The organism is Lacunisphaera limnophila (genome assembly GCF_001746835.1).
Taxonomy (GTDB): domain Bacteria; phylum Verrucomicrobiota; class Verrucomicrobiia; order Opitutales; family Opitutaceae; genus Lacunisphaera; species Lacunisphaera limnophila.
In genome coordinates this window covers 1,658,254-1,680,440 of sequence record NZ_CP016094.1, presented here as the reverse complement: position 1 = coordinate 1,680,440, position 22,187 = coordinate 1,658,254, and the positions used below count along the sequence as shown (strand labels likewise).

17 protein-coding genes are annotated in these 22,187 nt (G+C 61.5%); 11 read left to right on the top strand and 6 right to left on the bottom strand.

The genetic code is table 11. The features are described 5' to 3' along the window. Nucleotides 1-3: 3 nt before the first annotated feature. The 6 genes from Verru16B_RS18310 to Verru16B_RS17780 form a co-directional block, all read right to left on the bottom strand. Nucleotides 4-450 (bottom strand): hypothetical protein, encoded by a 447-nt coding sequence (locus Verru16B_RS18310; protein ID WP_157772306.1) that lies wholly within the window; start codon nt 448-450, stop codon nt 4-6. 34 nt (nt 451-484) lie between these two features. Continuing rightward, a complete protein-coding gene (locus Verru16B_RS06955) occupies nt 485-1,603 on the bottom strand; it encodes a ParB/RepB/Spo0J family partition protein (protein ID WP_069961599.1) in 1,119 nt (372 codons plus the stop codon). A 7-nt stretch (nt 1,604-1,610) separates the two neighbouring features. Beyond that, nucleotides 1,611-1,784, bottom strand: coding sequence for a hypothetical protein (locus Verru16B_RS18305; RefSeq protein WP_157772305.1), 174 nt, complete (start codon nt 1,782-1,784; stop codon nt 1,611-1,613). A gap of 2,508 nt (nt 1,785-4,292) precedes the next feature. Further along, the gene (locus Verru16B_RS06940; RefSeq protein WP_069961596.1) at nt 4,293-4,538 is read right to left on the bottom strand and encodes a hypothetical protein; all 246 of its coding nucleotides are present in this window, start codon (nt 4,536-4,538) and stop codon (nt 4,293-4,295) included. 218 nt (nt 4,539-4,756) lie between these two features. Further along, nucleotides 4,757-5,272, bottom strand: coding sequence for a hypothetical protein (locus tag Verru16B_RS18300; protein WP_169829281.1), 516 nt, complete (start codon nt 5,270-5,272; stop codon nt 4,757-4,759). A gap of 250 nt (nt 5,273-5,522) precedes the next feature. Beyond that, on the bottom strand, nt 5,523-6,170 hold the full coding sequence (locus tag Verru16B_RS17780) for a ThuA domain-containing protein (protein ID WP_157772301.1): 648 nt from the start codon (nt 6,168-6,170) through the stop codon (nt 5,523-5,525). 273 nt (nt 6,171-6,443) lie between these two features. Here Verru16B_RS17780 and Verru16B_RS06930 point away from each other — a divergent pair, with 273 nt between their 5' ends. From Verru16B_RS06930 to Verru16B_RS06880, 11 genes are all read left to right on the top strand, one after another. Continuing rightward, the gene (locus Verru16B_RS06930; protein WP_157772299.1) at nt 6,444-8,702 is read left to right on the top strand and encodes a TonB-dependent siderophore receptor; all 2,259 of its coding nucleotides are present in this window, start codon (nt 6,444-6,446) and stop codon (nt 8,700-8,702) included. Nucleotides 8,703-8,789: 87 nt separating this feature from the next. Further along, nucleotides 8,790-9,824, top strand: a complete 1,035-nt coding sequence (locus tag Verru16B_RS06925; RefSeq protein ID WP_069961593.1) for a glycoside hydrolase family 130 protein — start codon at nt 8,790-8,792, stop codon at nt 9,822-9,824. A 53-nt stretch (nt 9,825-9,877) separates the two neighbouring features. Next, nucleotides 9,878-10,909, top strand: coding sequence for a LacI family DNA-binding transcriptional regulator (locus tag Verru16B_RS06920; protein WP_157772297.1), 1,032 nt, complete (start codon nt 9,878-9,880; stop codon nt 10,907-10,909). A 47-nt stretch (nt 10,910-10,956) separates the two neighbouring features. Next, nucleotides 10,957-12,009, top strand: a complete 1,053-nt coding sequence (locus Verru16B_RS06915; RefSeq protein WP_069961591.1) for an SGNH/GDSL hydrolase family protein — start codon at nt 10,957-10,959, stop codon at nt 12,007-12,009. Between the two features lie 11 nt (nt 12,010-12,020). After that, the gene (locus Verru16B_RS06910) at nt 12,021-13,925 is read left to right on the top strand and encodes a heparinase II/III domain-containing protein (protein WP_099093264.1); all 1,905 of its coding nucleotides are present in this window, start codon (nt 12,021-12,023) and stop codon (nt 13,923-13,925) included. Between the two features lie 2 nt (nt 13,926-13,927). Next, a complete protein-coding gene (locus Verru16B_RS06905; RefSeq protein ID WP_083270169.1) occupies nt 13,928-14,941 on the top strand; it encodes a glycoside hydrolase family 5 protein in 1,014 nt (337 codons plus the stop codon). Between the two features lie 5 nt (nt 14,942-14,946). Beyond that, the gene (locus tag Verru16B_RS06900; protein WP_069961589.1) at nt 14,947-16,932 is read left to right on the top strand and encodes a glycosyl hydrolase 2 galactose-binding domain-containing protein; all 1,986 of its coding nucleotides are present in this window, start codon (nt 14,947-14,949) and stop codon (nt 16,930-16,932) included. Continuing rightward, nucleotides 16,929-18,281 carry a sulfatase family protein gene (locus tag Verru16B_RS06895; RefSeq protein ID WP_083270168.1) on the top strand — a complete coding sequence of 451 codons (1,353 nt, stop codon included), beginning with the start codon at nt 16,929-16,931 and terminating at the stop codon, nt 18,279-18,281. Before Verru16B_RS06900 ends, Verru16B_RS06895 begins: the two co-directional genes overlap by 4 nt. Further along, entirely contained in the window at nt 18,278-19,303 is a 1,026-nt protein-coding gene (locus Verru16B_RS06890; protein WP_083270167.1) for a hydroxyacid dehydrogenase, read from the top strand. The genes Verru16B_RS06895 and Verru16B_RS06890 overlap by 4 nt, the downstream gene beginning before the upstream one ends. 23 nt (nt 19,304-19,326) lie before the next feature. After that, a complete protein-coding gene (locus Verru16B_RS06885) occupies nt 19,327-20,712 on the top strand; it encodes an MFS transporter (protein ID WP_069961587.1) in 1,386 nt (461 codons plus the stop codon). A gap of 18 nt (nt 20,713-20,730) precedes the next feature. After that, complete coding sequence (locus tag Verru16B_RS06880) at nt 20,731-22,161, top strand: hypothetical protein (RefSeq protein WP_069961586.1); 1,431 nt, start codon at nt 20,731-20,733, stop codon at nt 22,159-22,161. Nucleotides 22,162-22,187: the final 26 nt, after the last annotated feature.

Below are 22,187 nucleotides of genomic sequence, written 5' to 3'. Positions count from 1 at the left end.
AGCTCAGAATAGCCTCTCCAGCTGTCTGCGGTTCTGGACTACGCACTCTTTCAACAGTGCATGGCATGCCGCCGATTTTAAAGGGCTGTCCACCTCTTGCTGGGCGATGTTTAGAATGTCGGAAAGTATGTTGGTGATGATGACCTGTCCGTGACGCAGTTCGGCCGCCTGCATCTGTCTAGCACCATGGCCATAGCGTTGTCGCCTCACCCAAAGAGAACCTGCCACATAGTCTCGGAGCGCTCGGGTAAGGATCTTGGTCACTGTTGTCTTTTCTGCTTTCGCCTTGCCGCTGGCCTCGACCTTCAAGGTCGCCTCGACCCGTATTTCGATCGAGGCGTCCTTAGGAGGTTTTCGGCGACTTGTCCGGACGTTTGCTACTATTGACCGAACCTCTTTACCGGCGGCATGTGCAGTCGGCGGTAAAGAGGGTGTTTCGCGGCTCTTCATGGGGTCCATTGCGTGGAAGTGTAGTAGTGCACGTTCACATGAGCCGGCTCTCGAATGTCATTTGTTCATGGTATCGCGGTGAATCCTTGGTTGTGGCGGTCGACTTCTTCTTAGCGGCTTTCCCTGTGCGCTTAGCTTGTGATATTTCCAGGACCGGTTCGGGTGGGGCCACATGCCCGGTGCCGATCGTCATAGCTTTCCCCCGTTTACGGGCACCACCATGGCGGAAGATAAGGCTGCGTATGAGGGGGGTGATGCCGGAGCAAATCGGAGTAGAATTCAGGCGGAGGCGCTGCTTGATGTCGGCCTTTTCCACCCTGGTTAGGTCCTCCTTGATCCGCCCCAACGCGGTTGCGAAAATAAAGGCGAGGAGTTTGGCGTCCGCGGCCGCAGTCCGGTGGGTCAAATGCTTGTTCAAGGCCCGTAGGTCTGCGAATACGGCCTGCGGATCGATTGCTAGGCGATCATTATGGTCGTCCAAGGCGCGGGATACGGTGGAAATTGATACGCATACCACCTCGGCAAGTTCACCCATCGAGAGTTTGCCAGCCGCGAGGTCAGTTCGGGCTTGGGGATTGAGGTCGAGATGCTGGATCACGAGGGCCTGCAAATCGGAGTCCTTGATACGGCTACCGTGGCGCTCATTGGCGTAGATCGCTATAGCCCGGGCGTATCGGATGGGCAGGCGCACGCGGATCGCATCGATCTCGGTTTGGGTCGCTGAGAGCCGGCCGGCCGTGCGGTGATAGCCATCGACTATGTATTCCATCCCGTCTTCAGTGAGCGTCCAGATTGGGGACGTCGTCCCTCCCAACCGGAATTCATCTGCCAAATCCTCCACTTCAGTTGGATCAATGGGGCGGACTTGGGTGGCGGTATGCGGTCTGAGGCTGGTGATCTCGACGGGCTTGAGCGCCCAGCGATATTTCTCAGGCGCATCGTTGATCATGTAGTAGCAAATGGCGCCGGAGTGGACCCACAGTACGTGAGTGCCGCCTGTGTAGATGCGCGTCACCGCCAGCTTTCCTGTTGAGTGGGCCCAGACCAAGGTGTCGAAGGGCACGCCTGTATACTGACTCGCATCCTGAAGGGTGAGGTATTGTGAAACGGGCAGCGGGGCCCGGCATTGGATTTCGTTATTCTCTTTGTTCATAAGCTATTTACGCGGCAGTGGAGGAGGCGTGGGTTACCGCGGAAATGCCGGCCTGCTCCCACGCATGGATCATGAGCTTCCGCCCGGTGACGTCGCGCAGTCGGTCGCGGAGTTGGCGCTTTGCCTCCGACTGAAGTTCCTTGAGTTGGGCTGCCGTGATGTTGAAGGACGGAGGAATCACCTCTGAGCAGTCGCACAGGGAGGCCAGGATCAGAAGGTGCAGGCCCGGACCGCTGGACTCTTGGATACTCCCCTGATGCTCTTTCACCGCATTGTAGACCCAGTTCAGAAGATCCCCCACCCCAAGACGCTGCGCTTCTGTCCGATCGAAGTCTTGGTTCCGAAAATGCCGGAATGTACGTGCAGCAATAGCCGCGATCTGTACGGCATCGTACTGGAGCCCTCTCGCCCTCGATTTAGGACTCGGGGTTATCCACCCCCAGCGCCTCCACCGCTTCATGGTCTGGGGATTTCGATAGAGTACGCGTGATATCTCCTTCGGGCTCAAAAAGACATTGTTGCTATCGGGAGGCGGTGTTTCAGCTGAAAGCCCATGTGCACGCAGGACCTCGCCAAGCTCATGTTGGGCTTGAGGTACGTTTGCGTTGGTGATCTTCGGAGCTTTCACTCCCCCTTATTTGTAGACGAAAGGGTATTCTCCTAGACCCCAAACGAAATATTTTCACCACGAACCAGAGAGCTAAATGTATTCTAGTAAATTACTGTTTAGTGATTTAGGTAATTTCTATGGAGAATTGCGCCAAGTGCTATTGAAAATATTTGCCCGCCTTTTAATTCGACTGCCTAACTAGCTCGACTAATCTAGGCACAGTCTAACCATATATCATTTGGGTTTTATATGACCCGATTGGATGCTTTTTGAGCTATGACCCCAAAGAACCTCAGCAGAAGAATTGCTGAACAAGACCGCCCAACTTTAGGCATCCATATCATACCTAATACGATAGCTTGCTATATGCTTGTGAGCATCTCGAAACTGAAGAACCTCTAGGTATGGCAGAACCGATTCAGCGTGAGTTGCTGCCCCGTTTCCGACGGGCATTTTTCCAAGCCCTTGAAGCCCGTGGTATATCAATGCGATCGGCGGCCCGGCAACTCGGCGTCCACGAGCAGACTGTTCTGACCTGGTCTCGTAGAGGGATTGGGCCTTCGCCCGCGATGCAAGCCAGGGTCCTGAATGCCTTTCCAGAAGTGTCGGAATTGATGCATCTGGCGCAGACTTTGGAGATTCTGGAAGTCGCGGTGCGTCGGCGTGAGATAAACGGCGAGTCTCTACGTTTAGTGCGCGGTGCAGCTATCGTTGCGGCACGTGAAGTCGGCGCTTTGCGCCTTCCTACGGAATACTTGTCTCGGTTCTGGCGGGGAATGCCGATTCCAGCCGAACGAGATCCTGCTGATCACGCCCGCGACCTTCGCGCCACGTTAGACTTGGGGATCAGCCCGATCGCCAGGATAGAAGAGATTCTGGAGCAGTTGGGCATTCCCTGCGTTCGGGCTGCGGGGGTCGTTGGGAGCGGGGCGACCAAAGTGGTCGTCAGCTTGCTCGATCATTCCGGGGCAAGAATAGAACTGCCCGTGATCGTCTTCTGGGGGGAAGCTACCCTTCCAGATCACCACTATTTTCTCGCGGCTGAAGCCGGCTATTTGAGGACGCCTAGGCAATTCGAGGGCCGCTCCCGTGTTGCAGCGGTTGAGGCTTTCGCAGACGAACTTTTGGCACCCCTTGCCGGGCTTAATCAGTGTCTGCCGGTTAGCGGTGAGAAAAGGTCTAGGATGGGGGTCGCATCGTTGGCTCAGGCTTACCTAGTCCCTGTATCCGTGATCGAGCGGCAGTTGGCTCGCGCAGAACTAAGTGTTGTCGGGCCGGTTGATGGGACTCCGATGCCCGGATTTTTCAGACGAATCGCGCACGCCCAAGGAGCCCGGTGGACTTCATCTCAGTGAGATGCTGAGTCCGGCTTCGGAGGTTGCGCTTGCCGGCCTTGCTCAGGACGTTAGCCATCAGTTGTTCTTTTTATTCGGGCCTATAGCTCAACGGTTAGAGCAGGGGACTCAAAAATGGGTCGGTTCGCGGGAAACGGCGAACTAGTCAGGTGTAAATTCGGTGAACGGCCTGTGGGGTTGGCGAGCATTTCAATGAGATGCTTTTCAGCCCCGCGACCCAACGCCGAGCCAAGCCCAGGGCAGCCTGGTAAGGTGTAGAGACCATAATCACCCACCTTCGTCGCGATGGCGCGACATGGTGAAGGCATGGTCCAGACCACGCACGGCACCAAGCCGGCGGCGAAAGCCGAAGTGGTAAGCATAATCCCTTGGTTTCGGGTTCGAATCCCGGTGGGCCCACCATTCTCCGCAAATTAAAGGGGGCTTGTAGCGCGACACAAAGCATGCCCGGGTTTGGCCAATCTTTACGGTATGTCGTCCATGGCCAATTTTTACGGCATTCGTCTGCACCGGTAGCTTCAAGCCAAATGCTCTCTCGCTTGGTCTCGATGTCTTGCCTGTCACGTAGAAGGTCGCGTGTTCGCGTCTCGGTCATCCTTCCATTTTAAGCCCTGCAGCCCAGTAGGTTGAGTGTCACATTTTTGGGCGATATATGTTATTTGAGGAGTTACTACAAAGTGTCCACAGATCCCGGACCTCAGGGTCGTCAAGCCAGGGTCGTCGATTAAGAATTCTCCAATATCCGCAGTCGTATTGGGTAGTCAGGCAGTTCGATTTCTGTGCAGAAGTCCAAGAATAGGCTGCTCAGTTCCACATCGATGGGATCGACGTTGTAGTCGGGATAAAGAACGAACGCGGCCACTTTAACGGCCTGGGACGAGTCTGCTGGCGCAGAAAGCTGCGTAACCGCCTCCTCGTAGCTTTTGCGAATCTTGCCCTTGAGGGCATCCGGCAGCAGGGTGGTGTGCACTAGCTGCGCTCCGTTATACCAACTATTATGAAGATTCCTCGTACTCCTGGATTCTATTGGGTTCGCATTACAAGCCAAAGCGACTGGCGGCTGTGCGAAATTGCTTATGATGACGTAAACAATCTCTTCGGTCGCGCGTTAGAAACTTCTAGCTACGTCGCAAATGAGATCCGTTACCTTGGCCGTTGTGAATGGCGAGGTCCCGTCCGGCCCCCGTGTCACAATCCTTCTCGAAATACGAAGATCATTCGTTTTCCTGCCTCAATTGGTCGTAAATAGGTCTCACGATGCTTAAACGGGGCTTCGCGGTATAGGGCTTCAAATGTCTTCTCGGCGCCGAAATTGCGCCCAACACAGGGCTTAAGATCGAGTAACGCTTGATAGGAAAGCGTGCGTTCCTCCTGGTCCTCAGCCCGAAGGCTAACCATGCTAGGAGATAGGCGTGTAACCGTATAATCGACGCCGTCGAATTCAACCAACACACCCGGTTTTAAGCGAATACCGAGTTCAGACAAATCCGTTGGCCGCTTTCGGCTGCGGTCAAGGTATTGTCGAAATGCTTCCTCGTCCTGAGCGGACGGAAAAAGCCGTATAGCCTCCGGTTTATCGACGTTCGCTTCGCTCCAAGGGGTAAAGACTTCCCCTTTGGCGAGCATGAAGAGCATAATTTCGGTCCGCCGCTCAGGAACAGGGTGAGAAATCTCGCCTGACGTGATCCCGGGATTATTACGCACCCAGCTGCAAAACAGCTCCTTCTCATCACTGGTAATGGGCGTCGAGGGGTGGCCTCCGAAATAAGGATTCAGGGCTTTTGCGAAACGGACATGAGCAGGTAATCTACGCGCGGCTGCGTTCGATGCGACCGATCAAACGTTTAACTTCTCTTGCGCTCTTCTGGGTGCGCGCTCTTGGAGTAGCGCCGTAACGTCAAAGTATGTGCTCGTTGCCCGGAGCTATGAAGTGGCGCCATTATCGAATATGCGATCAGTCATGCGCATCATTTGCTGCCCAGCGAATGGAGTTATGCAGCAGTTGCCGGTAGGCGTGGTGATGCCAAACCGCTGCAGTGTGACCCGGGGTCAAAACACATACGCGACCTTGACCGTGCGAACGGGTCCAGCCGGCGGGTTGAGTGCCGCATGCTGATTTCGAACGCAGGAAGACCGAAACGTCCGGATCGTCCATCTCCATCTGATAGTGTTCGTCATCGATGGAGAAATCCTCGTGGATTCCATTCAGGATTTCATGACTACCCTCGGGCTGGAATTGCACTTCGCACGGGGGAGGATGTCCGGTGAAAACTCCGCCCAGGAAACTCCTGATGGACGAGACACCTTGGTATCCGGCAGTGCCCGAGTGGAGGGCGACAAGTCCACCTCCTGCCTGGATATATCGATCCAACTGCTCCTCAATGCCGCGACCAGTCCACGGAGCGTGGTCAGCGCTCGTGCAGTGATTTGATTTCGCGAGCACGACCACACCGTAGTTGGCTAAGCTGGCCGGATCCCGATTTCTAGGATCCTCGACCCAATCAAATCGGTAGATATCATTCAGAAAAGCGAGTCCTGCACGCACCAATGAAGCAGGGTGATACCGATCGTCGCAAAATACCAAGACGCGGGAAGGGTACATGGCCATCGCAGGTGGAATGTCCCAGTGGGGGCCTGGGGCAACAGTAATGCGCGCTGACGCAAGACAAGGGCCCCGTGCACGGCGCGGGCGAGGACAAGCTAATCGATATTAGTTTCGGAGAGGTTGCGAGGCAAGGGATGCTCGCTACTTCAGCTCATCACTTCACCTGATAGTCCGTCAGTGGGTGAAGAGCCTTACCCCTAACCCCACATGAAATCATCACGCAGGTTTATCACCGCGGGCTTACTGTCCGCTTTTACTTCAGGTGCACTGTTGGCGCAAACTGCGCCGGCGGCCAGCCCCGCCACCAGTGAAGAAATCCTCGAGCTTTCACCCTTTGTCGTGACGAGCACGGAGGGTTCTGATGTCACTGAATCCACCTCCGGTACCTTGGTATCCCGGCCGTTGGAAAAGACCCCCATGGGCATCTCGGTCTTCAGTGCCGAGATGATGAAGGATTTGATGGTCCTCAACGGCGATCAGCTGACCAAAATAGTCCCGGGATTGGCGGCGCAGAACAACCAGACCTCCGAGGGAGCGGGCGGCAACCAGCAGTATGCCAACCGCGGGTTTACCGTGCTGCCTCGCCGTAACGGCTTCGCCCCGGGTGGCCGGCTCTACGACATGACGGGAGTCGACCGCGTGGAGATCATCCGCGGGCCCAATTCGATTCTTTATGGGCAGAATGACCCGGGCGGTGTGATCAACTTCATCACCAAGCGTCCGCGCCTCCGGAGCGAGACCGGAGTCCGCGGTGTCGCGACGGCCTCCATGGGCGATTACTCGTTCTACCGGGCCCAGACCGATTTCGACATCACGCTGGTGCCCGGCAAGCTGGGCTTCCGCCTGCCGATGTCCTACACCTACAATGAGCGGGATTCCAAGTGGTTTTCGAACCAGGTGGTTTCGATCAACCCCTCGGCGCTCTGGCGCATATTCCCGAACACGGAACTCACGTTCGAGTATGAGTACCTGGAAATTGAGACCGGCTTCGGCGCGCTCCAACCCATCGTGTGGGTGCCACCCGGCCAGACGACGGAAGTCGTCGACAAGAACAAGCGCGGGCTCGGGCGGGAGACCAACTACACCTTTGGTCCCTTCTCCAGCGCCAACAACACGATGACGAACTGGACCGTCGATCTGACGTCGCGGCTGACGGACCACATCACCTTCCGCGGCATCTATTCCCGGAACAACCGCGATCGCGATCAGGTGACCCCGGGCGGCGGCGACCCTTTCCGCGTGACGCCGACGCCATTTTTCGGCGTGGAGCAACAGGATGGCAACGAGATCAGTGGTTATAAGGGCGACCTGCTCGCCGAGTATGATTTTGGCCCGATCAAGTCGCGCACCGTGATTGGTTATGAATGGAATACCAACGACTACTTCTTCAAGGAGTGGCGCACCTTCCAGAACGGCGCGACCCTGAACCTGTTCACGTTGAATGTCGGCTACGACCCGGTCACCCGTCTGGCGACCCGCGACACGGTGGCTTCGGACTATGTCCCGTTCCCGAAGAACAACTACATCACCAACTCCATCGATCCGACCAATACCTTGGGGGGAAACGCCAACTCGATCCCCACCCAGGTCGACCCCAACAATCCTTGGCGGTTATTCCGCGGACCCCAGCGTTTCACCAGCACCTGGAGCAATACGCGCATCAGCGAGGTTCTCTCGGCTTACGATGATCGCTTCCAGCTGTTACTGGGCTACGCTCGCGGCAAGTTGATTGAAAACTACAACCATCAGACCAAGGTCAAAATCGAACTCCCCTCCACCCCGATCTATCAAGTCGGCGTGGGCGCCTTGGTGGACAAGGCCAAGAAGCACATGCTCTTTGCCAACTACAGCACCAGCTACGCGCCGCAGTTCCTGCTCGATATCAACAATGAGTTTCTCCCTCCGCAGGAGGCTCAAGGCCTTGAAGGCGGCATCAAATCGGTCTGGAACCCCGCGCTGAGGACCACCCTGACTGTCTTCTCCCAGAAGCGGACCAACGTGGGTCGCCAGTTCAACGATCAGTCCTTGGTCCCCCCGCGCACTTATGGCGTGCTTTCGCCCGGTGAGGAGAGCAAGGGCTACGAATTTGAAGCGACCTACAAGCCGACCAAAGCGCTCGATTTGCGCGTGGGCTGGGCCTTCTACGATGGCAAGATCACCGGCGCGAGCGCCACCGAGCAGTTCAAGATCGGTCGCGAGTTGCCGCGGGCGCCCGAGAAATCCGGCACGTTCTCCGCGAGTTACACGGTCCAGGGTGGCATGGCTGCCGGCCTCCGGCTCGGTTATGGTTTCACCTACAAGAACGACACCATCCTCGACCTGAACAATGGCTTGAACTCGCTGACGCGGCGCAGTGACGAGTATCTGGTGCACTGGGTGACTGCGGCCAAGGAATTCAAGCTGGCCAACAAGCACGCCATCGTGGTGCGGCTCAACGTGGGCAATCTCTTTGACAAGAACTATGTCACCGAGGGCTTCACGTATGGTGAATACCGCACGATCCGTCTGAGCACTGATTACAAGTTCTAGGTCAGAACAGGTAGATAAAAATCGGGCGGAGCACGGTTGGGGCCGTGTTCCGCCTGTTTTTCTGCAATAGGCCCCTCAAAAAATACCATGGCACCGCTCGCTGACTTTCAACTCACCCGTCATCCGGCCAATCCGATCCTGTCACCCAATTCCGCCGCGGACTGGGAGTCACTGGTGACCACGAACCCCGCCGCCTGGCATGACACGTCCAGCAATGAGGTGCTGTTGTTGTATCGTGCCGCCGGCAATGACGCCGACCATGTCGTCCACCTGGGTCTGGCCCGTTCCAAGGACGGCGTTCACTTTACCCGAGACAGCGGCCACCCCGTGGCTTCACCCATTCCGTTCACCCCCGACGGGGGCTGCCTTGAGGACCCACGTATCATTAAGATCGGTGAGTGGTACTATGTGACGGTTGCCTCGCGGCCGTTTCCGCCCGGGAAATACTGGGACGAGCCCTCCCTCGCCACCCGCATCCACCGGACTTTTCCCACCCACTTCCCGGTTGCCCTCAGGCAGAATCTCACGTCGACCCATCTTTTTCTGACAAAGGATTTCAAGTCATGGATTCGTGCCGGCCGCCTCACAGATCCATCCCTCGACGAGCGCGATGTGATCATCTTTCCCGAGCAGGTGGGGGGCAAATGGGTCACGATCCATCGTCCTATGCAATGGCATGGTTCCGGATTTCCCAACGACCAGCCCGCGATTTGGATCGCGGCGACCGATGACGTGTTGGGGTGGAAGCAGCTCAAGCTGTTGGCCAAGGCCGAGCAGGATTGGGAGCTGAAGGTGGGCGCGAACAATCCGCCGCTCAAGACCCCACACGGCTGGTTGCAGATCTATCACGCGGTTGGCCCAGACAAGCATTACCGGCTCGGGGCAATGCTACTAGATCTCGAAAACCCTTTCCGGGTCACGCATCGCACGCGCCGTTCGATTTACGAACCAACGGCCGAATGGGAAACGAAGGGTCTCTACAATGGGGTCTGTTTCCCGTGTGGCCATGCTGTGTTGAATGGCGTCTACCACCTCTACTACGGTGGTGGCGACGTGGTCTGCGGTCTGGCTACCACGCCACTGGACGATTTGTTGCAGCACTTGCTCGCCCAACCGGTTTAAAGGCGATCGCGTCCCAGCTTGCGCCGCCCGCCTGGCTGGGTCCACACATGGTCATGGTCACCCAAAAAGACGTCGCCCGGGACACAGGGCTGTCCCAAACCGCCGTGTCGCTTGCCCTGCGCAACAGCCCCGAAGTGTCTACCTCCACGATTCGGCTGGTGCGTGCGGCCGCCAAACGGCTGCATTACCGCCCCGATCCAATGATTTCTGCGCTGATGGCGCAGCGGCACCGGCGGCACAAGAGTACCTTCCGCGCCAAGATTGCTTTTTTGACCGCCTTTCCACAGCGCAACGAATGGCGGGAAAGCGCATACTCTGCCGGTTGTTTTGCAGGTGCACGACAGGCTGCATTGGACCGCGGCTATGTCTGCGAGCCGGTGTGGCTGCGGGAACCCGGGGTCACGGCCCAACGCATGAGCGGAATCCTTTGGACCCAGAACGTGCAGGGGCTGCTTTTTGCTCCCCTGCCCGTGGACTATCCTTCGCTTGAGATCGAGTGGGGTAAGTTCAGTGCCCTGAGCTTGGATTATTCACTCGCCCGGCCCGTACTCAGCCGGGTGGTGGATGACCATGCCTTCGGTATCGAACGGGTTCTGGAGGAGATTGGTCGACGGAACTATCGCCGCCCCGGCCTCGTCCTCCGCGCCTCCCAGGACGTGAGGACCCATCACAGCCGGCTCGGCGTGTTCCTGGTCCAGCACCGCCTGAGGCCCGAATGGGAAGAGGTCGCCCCGTTGATTTTGCCGGAGGATCGTTGGGATGAGAGGCTCTTTGCAGAGTGGGTTCGGCGTGAGCGTCCCGACGTCGTTCTGACCGAGGAGGATCGCTTGCCGGCCTTTGCCCGCACGTTGGGATTACGTGTGCCCCGCGATCTGGGCATCGCCTTCTTCTACAAGGACCATCCCACGCGAACTTTGAGCGGCCTGCAGATCAATTCCGACGCTGTGGGGGCGACGGCCGCGAATATCTTGATCCGAATGATCGAGACGAACGAGCGCGGTGCACCGACCACGCCGACGACGACGCTGGTGCAATCCTTCACATGGAACGATGGCCGCACCTTGCGGCGTCCCACGCGATCATGACTTTACCACCCGTGAATCCTGGTCCGGTGGCTCGGCATCGGCGGCCCTTGGCCCGAGCGCACGCCGCCCTGGCCGCCGGGACGCTGCGGGTCGGTTTTCTGGGTGGTTCCATTACGGCTCCAAAGACCGGGACGCGCTGGCCCGAGGCGTGGCTCGCATGGCTTGGACAGTGGGCCCCGAGTGTGCGCGCCATCGTGGAGAACGCCGCCTTGGGCGCCACGGGCAGCGACCTGGCGGTTTTTCGCGCCGCGCCCGACATTCTCGCCCATGGGTGCGACCTCGTTTTTGTGGAGTACGCCGTCAATGACGTCGGCCAGCCCCCGGCCCGGCGAGGGCGGACCCGCGAGGGCCTGCTGCGTCAGCTCTTGGCCGCCGGCTGTGATGTCGTTCTGGTGCACACTTTCTGTCCGGAAATGCAGGCCGACATGGAGGCGGGTCGCGTTCCGGCTTCCATCGCCGAGTTTGAAGCCCTCGCGGAGCACTACGGCGTCGGCTCGGTCTGGGCGGGCCTCCATGGCTGGGAGGAAGTGACCCAAGGGCTCATGACTTGGGCCGAGTGGCTGCCCGATGGATTGCACCCGGAGAGTCGCGGCAGCCTCAGTTACGCGCAGAGCGTCATCGCCTTTTGCGAAAAGGAGTGGATTTGCACGCCGGAGACTGGGCCGCGTAGCGCATTGCTGCCGGCCCTTCATCCGGGTTGCTGGGACACCGTAAGCCAGCTGCCCCTGGAGAAACCGGCTTGCTCCGGTCCCTGGACCCTCCGCCGCTGGTCCACCTGTCTGGGCATGAACCGCGCGTTGCACAGCACCGTGCCGGGGGCGGGGTTAAAGTTCACCTTCACCGGGCGCGGGCTGGTGCTCGGGTTTGATTTTGGCCGGCTTTCGGGCGAGGTCCGTTATCGCGTGGATGGCGGAGCCTGGCAGACGACCCAGCGCGACCGACCGGCGTGGGCGGGTGACAGCGGCTGGTTCCGGCCGACCATGATTTCCGATGAGCTGGTTCCGGGGGAACACCTGTGCGAGCTGGAATCGGTGTCGGCGCCGTTCGCAGGGGGTTGCGGCACGGTCACGACGATCGGCTTGATCGGAGTAATCCACTGAGAACAACTCGAATGAAACACCCTGCCATCATGCTTTTTCTCAGCTCTGCCCTCGTTGCGGGAGCAGCGGTTGCGCCGGTTGCGTCCCGGTTCGTGCCGGAGGCCCGATGGCTGGAGGCGGTCACCGCGGCTTTGCCGGAAAAACCGACGGGTTGGGGTGCGCCGGCCACGGATCGCGCGTTGTGGGCCAAAGCGGCCGCCACGATCCCTGCCGCTGAGCTCGTCGCGGCCGCGCTGAAGGAACGGGAACAGCCGGTGCCGGAACTCTCCGACGACCTCTATCTGCGTTACACCCGAGACGGCAACCGCACCGACTTCCAACAGGCCAACCTGCGCCGGATGGCCCGGCTGAATCTTCTGGCATGGGCCGAGGGGGTGGAACACCAGGGCCGGTTCCTGCCGGCCTTGGTGCAACAGGTGGAGGCGATCCTCGCTGAAAAAACCTGGGTGCTCCCCGCGCACGATCCCAAGCTGAATAATTTTGAGGGCCGTTGGACCGAGGTGGACCTGATGGTGGCCATGAAGGGATGGTCCCTTGCCACCATCGCCTACTGGCACGCCGACCAATTGCCCCCAGAACTGCACAACCGGATCCGCGCCGAGCTGAAGCGCCGCGTGATTGCGCCTTTCCTCGCACGCGTCCACGGAGAGAAGAGTGCCGACACCGACGGCATGTGGTGGAATCAGGCCGACAACAACTGGAATGCCGTGTGCCACGCCGGCGTGGTCGGCGTCGCACTTGCCACGCTCGAATCCCGCGCCGAGCGGGCGGAGGTCATCGGTTTTGCCGCGCTTAACCTGGAGTATTATTTGCGGGGCTTTGCGGCCGACGGCTACTGCAGCGAGGGCATTGGCTATTGGAATTATGGGTTCGGTCATTTCGCCATGGTCTCGGAAACATTGGCGACGGCCACGGGTGGCCGCGTGCGCCCCTTGTCCGGCGACCACGCCTTCCGGGTGGCGGCCTATCCGGCGGGATTTCAAATTCTCCCCGGCATCTATCCGGCCTTTGCCGACATGGACGTGAAGGACCGGCCGTCGAGCTGGTTCGGGGCGCTCGCCGTCCGGCAGGGTTATCCCACCCCCCTGGGCATGAAGGTATGGAATCTGACGGTGAACGACCTGAAATCGCTGCAAACCTACGAAGCGGCGATGAAGGTCTTCCTGCCATTGGCGACGGCCGGCCTGCCGCCCGCCCCCGCCCCCCGCATCAATGCCAACCATTACTGGTTTGCCGACGCGCAGGTCTACACCGGCCGGGCCACGCCGAATTTCGGTGCGGCGATCAAGGGCGGCCATAACGCCGAGAACCACAACCACAACGACCTCGGTTCATTCGTCGTCGCCGCCGGCGATCGCGCGGTGTTGGTGGACCCGGGGCTGGAGGTCTACACTAAGCGCACCTTCGGGCCGGACCGGTATGTTTCAAAAGTGCTCAGCTCCTACGGCCACGCCGTCCCGGTGGTGGCGGGGCAGCTGCAGCAACCGGGACGGGAATTCGCGGCGAAAGTCATCTCGACTGCCTTCAGCGAAAAGGAGGATACCGTCGTGCTCGATCTCTCGGGAGGCTATGAGGTGCCGGCGCTCAAGTCGCTTGTCCGCACCTTCACCCTGCGCCGGGCGCCGAAGGCGGAGATCATCGTCAGGGACACGGTGGAATTCTCCGCGCCCGCGGCGTTTGAGACGGCGCTGATCACCTTCGAGAAATGGCGCGAGAAAAAGCCGGGCCGGCTTACTGTCGGTGAGGGAGACTCGGCCGTGCGGGTCGAGGTCAACGTCGAAGGTGGCTCTTGGAAGCTGCGATCCGAGTTGCTGCAGGAGGATCTGCCTGGCAAGCGCCAGCCGACCCGCCTGGGCCTGGCCTTGGACGCACCCGTGCTCCGCGCCACGATTACAGTCCGGATCCAGCCAGATTGACCATGACCGCTTTGTCCCACGCCCCGCGGCGCCGCGGGTTCAATCTCCCCGAAATGTTTCTCGGGCCGGATGACCTGCGCTGGGCCGACATGATCCGTGGTCCCCGCGGCTGCTTTCGGGAGATTGATTTCGAATGGATTGCCGGATGGGGATTCAACTTTGTGCGGCTGCCCTTAAGTTACCGCTGGTGGGCAAAAGTGGAAGCACCCTTCACCATCGAGGAGAGCGGCTTGGCGCCGCTGGATGCCGCCGTCGAGTGGACGCAGCGGCATGGCCTGCGGCTGGGGCTCTGCCTGCACCACGCCCCGGGCTTTGTCATCAATCCGCTGCCGCAGCCGGATCCGTTCGACCTCTGGCAGGACGACGAGGCCCTGGCTTGTTTCGTCCATCATTGGCGCACCCTGGCGCGACGCTACGCCGGCGTCAGCGCGGCGGTGCTTGAGTTCAATCTGGTCAACGAACCGGTACGCTGCACCGCGACGCAATACGAGCGCGTCGTGCGGGCTGCCGTCGCGGCTATCCGTGAAGTCAGTCCCAAACGGTGCATCATCGCTGATGGCATTGATGCGGGCACCACGCCCGTTCCGGGATTGACACCACTGGGGGTGACGCAGGGTTGCCGCGGATACTGGCCGCATGAGGTCACCCATCATCTCGCCTGGTGGGCGGGTGAGCCCACTGCCCGGCCCGACTGGCCGATGACTCTGACAGATGGCACCGAGGCGAACGTGGAGACGCTGCGGGCGCGGTTCGCCCCGTGGCGGGCCTTGGCCGTCTCAGGTGGATCGGTTTTCTGCGGTGAACTGGGTGCCTGGCACCGGACTTCCCATGCGGTTTTCTTGCGCTGGCTGGCTGACCTGTTCGCGGTGTTGCGGGAGTTTGAGTGTGGCTGGGCGCTGTGGAATTTTCGCGGCTCATTCGGCGTACTTGATTCCACGCGATCGGATGTGGTTTACGAGGACTGGCATGGCTGTCCGCTTGATCGTGCGTTGCTGAACCTTTTGCAGAAATCCTGAAACCCATGGCCCCGTTGCTTGATCTCTCCACCCTCGCCTGGACCCTCACCGGCTGGCGGCCTTTTGCCTGGAAGCTGCGGAAGTCGGCCGAGACCGGCGGGTTTCTTTTGCCTGATCACGGGCCGTTTCCAGCCCGGCTGCCCGGCAGTGTGCAGGAAAACCTGCGCCGGGCCGGGGAAATTCCCGACTGGCACGTCGGCCGCAATTCGCTCGCCATCGAGTGGGTCGAGCACCGGCACTGGAAGTTTTCCGCGCCGCTACCGACCCTGACGCTGGACGAAGGAATGTCGGTCGTGCTCTGCGCCGACGTGCTTGACCACCACGGCTGGGTGTTGCTCGACGGCGCGGTGGTCGGGGAGTTTAGCGGGGCCCATCAGCCGGTGCGGATTGATCTGGGAGCCAAGCTGGCCCAGCCGGGTTCGCATCAACTCGCGTTGGTCTTTGCCCTGCCGCCGGAGGGGCAGGGTCAGATGGGATACACCTCGCTGGCCCGCGACCTGAAACCGCGCTACAACTTCAGCTGGGATTGGTGCGTGCGGGTTGTTCCGATCGGCGCCAGTGGCCGACTGACGCTCGAACGGCAGGAGCGGTCCGCCTGCCCCTTGCTCCTTGGCACGGCGGCGACGGTTTCGGCTGACTTCCACCAAGGGATGGTGGCGTTCACCATCGATTCCGCCGGGAGGGAAGGAGAAACCAACATTGCGGCGGTCCTGCGCCGGGAGGGCCGGGCGGTTGCTTCCACCCAAGCCCAGCTGGCGGGGGGGGAGCAGCGCCTGTCGCTCGAGGTGGCGAACCCTGAGTTGTGGTGGCCGCAGGGCGAGGGCCCCCAGCCGCTTTACGCGCTGGAAATCACGGCCACCCGTGCCGACCGGATCGTCGCGCATTGGACCCGGGAGATCGGCTTCAAGCACATCGAGTGGCGGCCTTGCGAAGGAGCGCCCGCCGACGCGTTGCCCTGGCTTTGTGTCGTGAACGGCCGGCCGATCTTCCTGCAGGGCGTCAATTGGACGCCGGTGCGGATGTGTTATCTGGACACGACGCGCGAGGAAAGCGAACGGCTGGTGGCGATCTACCGCGAGCTGGGCTGCAATTTGCTCCGGGTGTGGGGCGGCGGACATCTGGAATCGCCGGAATTCTACGCGGCCTGCGACCGGGCCGGCCTGCTGGTCTGGCAGGAGTTTCCGCTTTCCTCCTCGGGCATTGACAGCAACCCACCCAGTGATGCCGCGTTCATCACCGAACTCAGCGCCGTGGCGCGGCACTTCATCCATTCGCGCCAGCACCACGCCTGCCTGCTCATGTGGTGCGGCGGCAACGAACTGCATGTCGATGAGATTTATCCCCGAGGCAAACGCCGGATCCCGCTGACGCTGGCGCACCCGGTGCTTGCCGCCCTCGCGGCTTTGGTGACCGCGGAGGACCCGGCGCGCCGCTTTCTCCCCACTTCGCCCTACGGCCCGCGGTTTCACTCGGAACGCGCGGAGTTTGGGCAGGGTTTGCATCACGAGGTCCACGGGCCCTGGGGCCTCGACGGCCACCCGCAACCCGGCGACTGGGAAAACTACTGGCGGGACGACGATGCGCTGTTTCGCGGGGAAACCGGTGTGGCCGGAGCGAGCAGCCTTGCCCTCATCCGCCGGCAGGCGGGCGGCGAACCCACCTGGCCGCTCGGCAATGCCCTCTGGCGGCACTCGTCCGGTTGGTGGACGCAAGCGGACCGCTTGGGCCCCCGGTTCGTGGGCATGAAGGACGATGAAGCCCTGGCCGCCTACGTTGCCTACACGCAGCAAGAACAGGCCGAAAAATTAGCCTTCGCCGTGCGCGCCAAGAAGGCGCAATTTCCGCGGTGCGGCGGATTTCTGATCTGGATGGGCCACGATGCGTTTCCCTGCCTCGCCAACACGTCGATCGTGGAGTTCGACCACACCCTAAAGCCCGCCGCGCACGCCGTGGCAGAGGTGTTTCACGCCCCATCCGGAAAATCAGCATGAAGAGATTCCTACCACTGTTGGTCTTGGCGGGGCTGTCGGTCGCGGCCAGCGCCGCCGAACGCCGCCCCAACATCATCGTGATCGTTACCGACGACCAGCGTTTCGACGCTTTGGGTGTCGTGCAGCGTGAGCAGGGAGACCGGGCCCGGTTTCCCTTCTTCCAGACCCCGAACCTCGACCGGCTCGCGGCAGAGGGGGCCCGTTTCCGCAACGCGTTCGTCACGCATTCGCTCTGCTCGCCGAGCCGCGCCTCGATGCTCACCGGCCGGCCCACCCATGCGCACGGCATCCGGGACAACAAGACGCCGTTCGTCTCGACCGACACCTGGGCCCACGCGCTGCGGACCGCTGGTTACCGCACCGGGTATTTCGGCAAATGGCACATGGGCAAGCAGGAGGACCGGCCGGGTTTCGACCACGTCTTCACTTTCATCGACCAAGGCATCTACCCGAACTGCCGCTTCCTGCAGAACGGCCGCTGGGTTGAGACGGAGGGGTGGGTCGACGACGTCACCACCACCCACGCGATCGACTACATCGCTGGCCACCGCACCGAGCCCTTCGCGCTTTTCATCGGCTACAAGTCGCCGCACGACAACCGCACGCCTGCCCCGCGCCACGCGGCACGCTACGCCGACACGCGCATCGCGGCGCCGGTCAGCTTCCGCGCCTACCCGCCGTTCGAGTGGGCTGATCGCACGAAGCCGTGGAACCCGCTTGTCGAGGATCGCCTGAACTACTTCCGCTGCCTGCAGGGCGTGGACGACAACATCGGCCGCCTCCTCGAGGCGTTGCAGCAGCAAGGCCTCGCTGATGACACGCTCATCATCTACGCCGGCGACAACGGTTACTACCTCGGCGAGCACGGCCTGGGCGACAAGCGTTCCGCCTACGAGGAAAGCATCAGAATCCCGCTGCTGGTCCGCTACCCCCGCGCGGTGGCGCCCGGCACGGTCGTCGACGCGCTCGCGCTGAACATCGACTTTCCGGCCACGATTCTGGAGGTTGCCGGGGTGCCGCTCACGTGGGCTCAGGAGGGTCGCAGCTTTGCCCCGCTCCTTCGCGGCGAACGTCCGGCCGGCTGGCGCACAGAGTTTTTCTACGAGAACTACCGCGACCCGGAGTATCCCGAGGTCACGCATGACATCCAGAGTGTCCGCACGGAGACCGCCAAGATCGTCGCGTACCCGGACCAGCCGGGTTGGACCCAAGTCTTCGACCTCCGCGCTGACCCGCACGAGATGAAAAACCTCGCCGATGAACCGACCGCCGCCGCGCTCGTCGCGGAGCTGCAGTCTCGCCTCGCGGCGGCCGTCGCCAGGAAAACCCCAGCGGCGCCGAATAGATGAGCCCCGACGACACAACTTCTCCAGGCCGTCGCCCCGGGGCCGCGCTGGCCTTCCGGGCCGAGTTGCAGCCTTGGCTCTTCCCACCCGCGGCGCGCAGCCGGTTGGAGCAACAGGTGGAAATTCTGGCCGGGCCCTTCACCGGCGCGGACTGGCCCACCGAGCGCGAGCGGTTGGCCGGGGTGGAGGTGCTCGTAGGCAGTTGGGGCATACCCCTGCTCGACGGCGAATTACTCGCCGCGATGCCCCGGCTGCGGGTCGTGCTTTACGGAGCCGGATCGGTGCGCGGCTTCGTGACGGATGAGTTCTGGCGGCGGGGCATTCTGCTTTCCAGTGCCGCCAGCGCGAACGCCGGGCCCACGGCGACCTTTGCCGAGGCGATGATCATCCTCGCGCTCAAGCAAACCTGGTTCTACCTGCGGCGGCGCGAGGCCGACTGGGCCTACCTGACCGATACTGCCTCCTCGGGGGTGCATGCGGCCACCGTCGGCATCATCGGTCTCAGCAGCGTCGGGCGGTTGGTGGTCCAGGGACTCCAGCGCCACGAGCTCACGATTCTGGCCTGCGATCCCACGGTCACGAGCGAAGAGGCCGCCCGGCTGGGGGTCGAGCTGGTGGATTTGCCGGCGCTATTCGCCCGGAGTGACGTCGTCTCACTGCACGCCCCGCTGCTGCCGCAGACGATCGGGCTGGTTGGGGCGGAACACCTGCGGCTGATGAAACCGCATGCGTCTTTCGTGAACACCGCGCGGGGCGCCATCGTGCGCGAGGCCGAGCTGGTGGCCGTCATGCGGGAGCGTGCCGACCTGACCGCACTGCTGGATGTGACCGACCCGGAGCCGGCGCCCGCGGATTCGCCGTTGCGCGCTTTGCCCAACGTGATTTTGACGCCGCATATCGCCGGGGCCCGCCACCGCGAGATCGCCCTCGTGGGCCGGGTCGTGCTGGAGGAACTTGACCGTTACCGGACCGGGCAGCCGCTGCGTTTTGCACTGGATAAGGCCCGGGTGGCGAGCATGGCCTAGCTCTTTTTGCTTACCCGTTTGATATGCTTACCCCTTCATCCCCCAACCCGCCCCCCGTCTCCCTTGCCGGCGGCAAAAAAATCTGGTCGGTTGGTACCCTGACCTACTCGGCCGGCGGCCTCGCGCTGCTCTTTGTCTGGCTCCTCTTCGGCGATTTCGCCTACATGATGCGAGAGCGGTCTGCGGCGCCGGTGACGCAGCTGATGCTCAAGAAATACGAGGCGTCGGACCTGGTCACCGGCATCTTCCTGCTCACCATTCCCTGGACGGTCATCCTGATCGCCGGCCCGACGGTGAGCTACTGGAGCGACCGCCACCGCAGCCGTCGGGGACGACGGATCCCCTTTTTGCTGCTGCCCACCCCGTTTGTCACCCTGGCCATGATCGGACTCGCGTTCAGTCCGCGGCTGGGCGCGGCGCTCCACCAGTGGTTCGGCGGCAATCCCGCCACGGTCAACCATACGATACTGCTAACCATGGGCCTGTTCTGGATGGTGTTCGAAATCGGCGTGGTCATCTCAAACGCGGTGTTCAATGGCCTGATCAACGATGTGGTGCCGCGGGAATGGCTGGGCCGCTTCTACGGCCTGTTTCGCGCCGTGGGCCTGGGGGCGGGAATTCTTTTCAACTACAAGATCATCGGCCACGCGGAGGAAAACTACTCGATCATTCTGGCCAGCATCGGCCTCATCTACGGGGTCGGATTCACCGTGATGTGCTTGCGGGTGAAGGAGGGCGATTATCCGCCGCCGGCCGCGGCTGCGCGGACCAATCCTGTCTTGGGCGCGATAGGGGACTACTTTCGCGATTGTTTCTCCAAGCCGTATTACCTCTGGGTCTTCATTTTCATCGGACTGGCGAACACGGTCTTCGTGCCGGTCAACCTGTTCGCCATCTACGCGGCGAAAAGCTACGGGCTGACGATGGAAACCTACGGCAAATACCTCGTGGTGACTTTCATTTGCTCCTTTTGCCTGGCCTTTCCGCTCGGCTGGCTGGCGGACCGGTTTCATCCGCTGCGCGTCGGGCTGGGGGCGCTGCTGCTCTACGCGATCGTCATGCTGGCCGGGTTCCAGTGGATGCATGATCCCAAGTCATTCGGCCTGGTCTTTCTCGCCCACGGCATCCTCTCGGGCACGTTTTTCACCGGCACGGCGGCGATTGCGCAGATGCTTTTCCCCAAGCTGAAGTTTGCGCAGTTTGCCGCGGCCGCGGGACTGATCGCAGCCTTTATGAACATGGTCCTCGGTCCCGTGCTGGGGGCGGCGCTCGACCGGCTGGGAAGCGATTATCGCTACACCTTCCTTGCCGGTAGCCTCCTCGCGGTCATCTCGATCGGGCTGGGGCTTTTCGTCCACCGCCGCTGGCAACAGCTCGGCGGACAGGCTGGTTATGTGGCCCCGGAATAGTCTAACCTGCCGCCTCCGATGAATATCACCGACTACCGTTCGTTTAACAACCTCCCCCCGGTGGCCGGTATTGCCTCGTTCGCCGAGGCCATGCAGCTCGGGCTGTCGATCGACGATTGCGTGGCCCGGCTCAAGCGCCACCACTGGGCCTTCCGGCGGCTGCACGGCATCTTCATCCAGCGGCTGGCGGCGGAGCCCGTCTACGAGCTCAAGATGGGTTTCAGCCTGCACGCCCATTACTGCGCCGAACATGCCGCGGCCTGGCGCCAGCGGGTGGGGGAGATGCGCGAGCCGCCGCTGGGGCTTGATGTCGTGCCGCACCCGGCCTTGGAGGCGTTCTTCGATGAGATTCTGGCGGCCCCGAATACCGGAGCGCTGCTGGTCGGCCTATATGAGCAGGCGTTACCCGCCTTGCGTGTCGCCCTGCAGCGCCACTTGGCAGAAACCAACCGCCTGGTCGACCATCCCTCATTCCGGCTGTGCCGCTTTGCTCTGATTGAGGTCGACGAGATGATTGCCTATGGTGCCCAGGCTGTGCCGGCCATGCTGCCGGCCGCCGGGCTCGCCGCCCTGAAGCCATGGGTCGCATTGCTCGAGGAACTGCTGGCGCAGGCCGGTGGGCTAGACGGCAGTCAGCCCGAGGTGCCGGGGGTGGTGCAGCGCCAGTTTTCCGCCCTCCCGCGCCTTCCTGACTATGTGCCGCAGCGCGACGAGCGTTTTTCCGATCCCTACAACATGGGCGTACATGCCGAGGTTTTCCTCTACGATCTGGCGATGCCGGTGGAGGCCAAGCCGCTCATGATGTATTACAAGCGGCTCCGGGAGATCGATGTGCCGGAGATGATGGCGTCGATCATCGGTGAGACCAAGGGCAAGCCGTGGGAGTATACCGTCGATCTGACCCGCCAGCTCTGGGATGAGGCCCGCCATGCCATGATGGGCGAGATCGGCTTCCTGCGGGCCGGGCTCGACTGGCGGAAACTGGTCCGGGTGAATTTCACCTGGTCGCTCGCCCTTAATACCCAGCTGCAGCCCTTGGAGCGTCACGCCGTGCTCTATTTTATCGAGCAGGGCCTGATGCCCAAGACCGGCAAGCGCTTCGAATGGGAGGTCGGCCAGGCGTCGGGCGATGCCTTTTCCGCCCTGATCCAGGATTACGACTGGGCCGACGAGGTGCTGCACGCCCGCATCGGACGCGACTGGTATGTCAAGGCGATCGGTGACGCCAAGCAGGCGGTGGAATACGGGGATGCCTGCTGGTCGCGCGTGCTGATCGACTGGCGCAGCTATCGCGATCGTGGCCTGACCTCACACGAGAACTGGTGGCCCGCCCTTTATGCCGAATGGTGTCGGTTGCAGGGTCGCACCCCCGATCCGGCGGCGCTAGCCTACGCCACCAGCTACGAATCCGCCCGCGCGGACCTGAAAGACATCAGTGCGTCGGCGTGAACGGCGCGAAGCCCCGGCCTTTCCCT

Coding starts and splice junctions, on each gene's coding strand:
- Verru16B_RS18310 (WP_157772306.1), bottom strand. CDS start 450: ATGAAGAGCCGCGAAACACCCTCTTTACCGCCGACTGCACATGCCGCC.
- Verru16B_RS06955 (WP_069961599.1), bottom strand. CDS start 1,603: ATGAACAAAGAGAATAACGAAATCCAATGCCGGGCCCCGCTGCCCGTT.
- Verru16B_RS17780 (WP_157772301.1), bottom strand. CDS start 6,170: ATGTACCCTTCCCGCGTCTTGGTATTTTGCGACGATCGGTATCACCCT.
- Verru16B_RS06925 (WP_069961593.1), top strand. CDS start 8,790: ATGGCACCGCTCGCTGACTTTCAACTCACCCGTCATCCGGCCAATCCG.
- Verru16B_RS06920 (WP_157772297.1), top strand. CDS start 9,878: ATGGTCACCCAAAAAGACGTCGCCCGGGACACAGGGCTGTCCCAAACC.
- Verru16B_RS06910 (WP_099093264.1), top strand. CDS start 12,021: ATGAAACACCCTGCCATCATGCTTTTTCTCAGCTCTGCCCTCGTTGCG.
- Verru16B_RS06905 (WP_083270169.1), top strand. CDS start 13,928: ATGACCGCTTTGTCCCACGCCCCGCGGCGCCGCGGGTTCAATCTCCCC.
- Verru16B_RS06900 (WP_069961589.1), top strand. CDS start 14,947: ATGGCCCCGTTGCTTGATCTCTCCACCCTCGCCTGGACCCTCACCGGC.
- Verru16B_RS06895 (WP_083270168.1), top strand. CDS start 16,929: ATGAAGAGATTCCTACCACTGTTGGTCTTGGCGGGGCTGTCGGTCGCG.
- Verru16B_RS06890 (WP_083270167.1), top strand. CDS start 18,278: ATGAGCCCCGACGACACAACTTCTCCAGGCCGTCGCCCCGGGGCCGCG.
- Verru16B_RS06885 (WP_069961587.1), top strand. CDS start 19,327: ATGCTTACCCCTTCATCCCCCAACCCGCCCCCCGTCTCCCTTGCCGGC.
- Verru16B_RS06880 (WP_069961586.1), top strand. CDS start 20,731: ATGAATATCACCGACTACCGTTCGTTTAACAACCTCCCCCCGGTGGCC.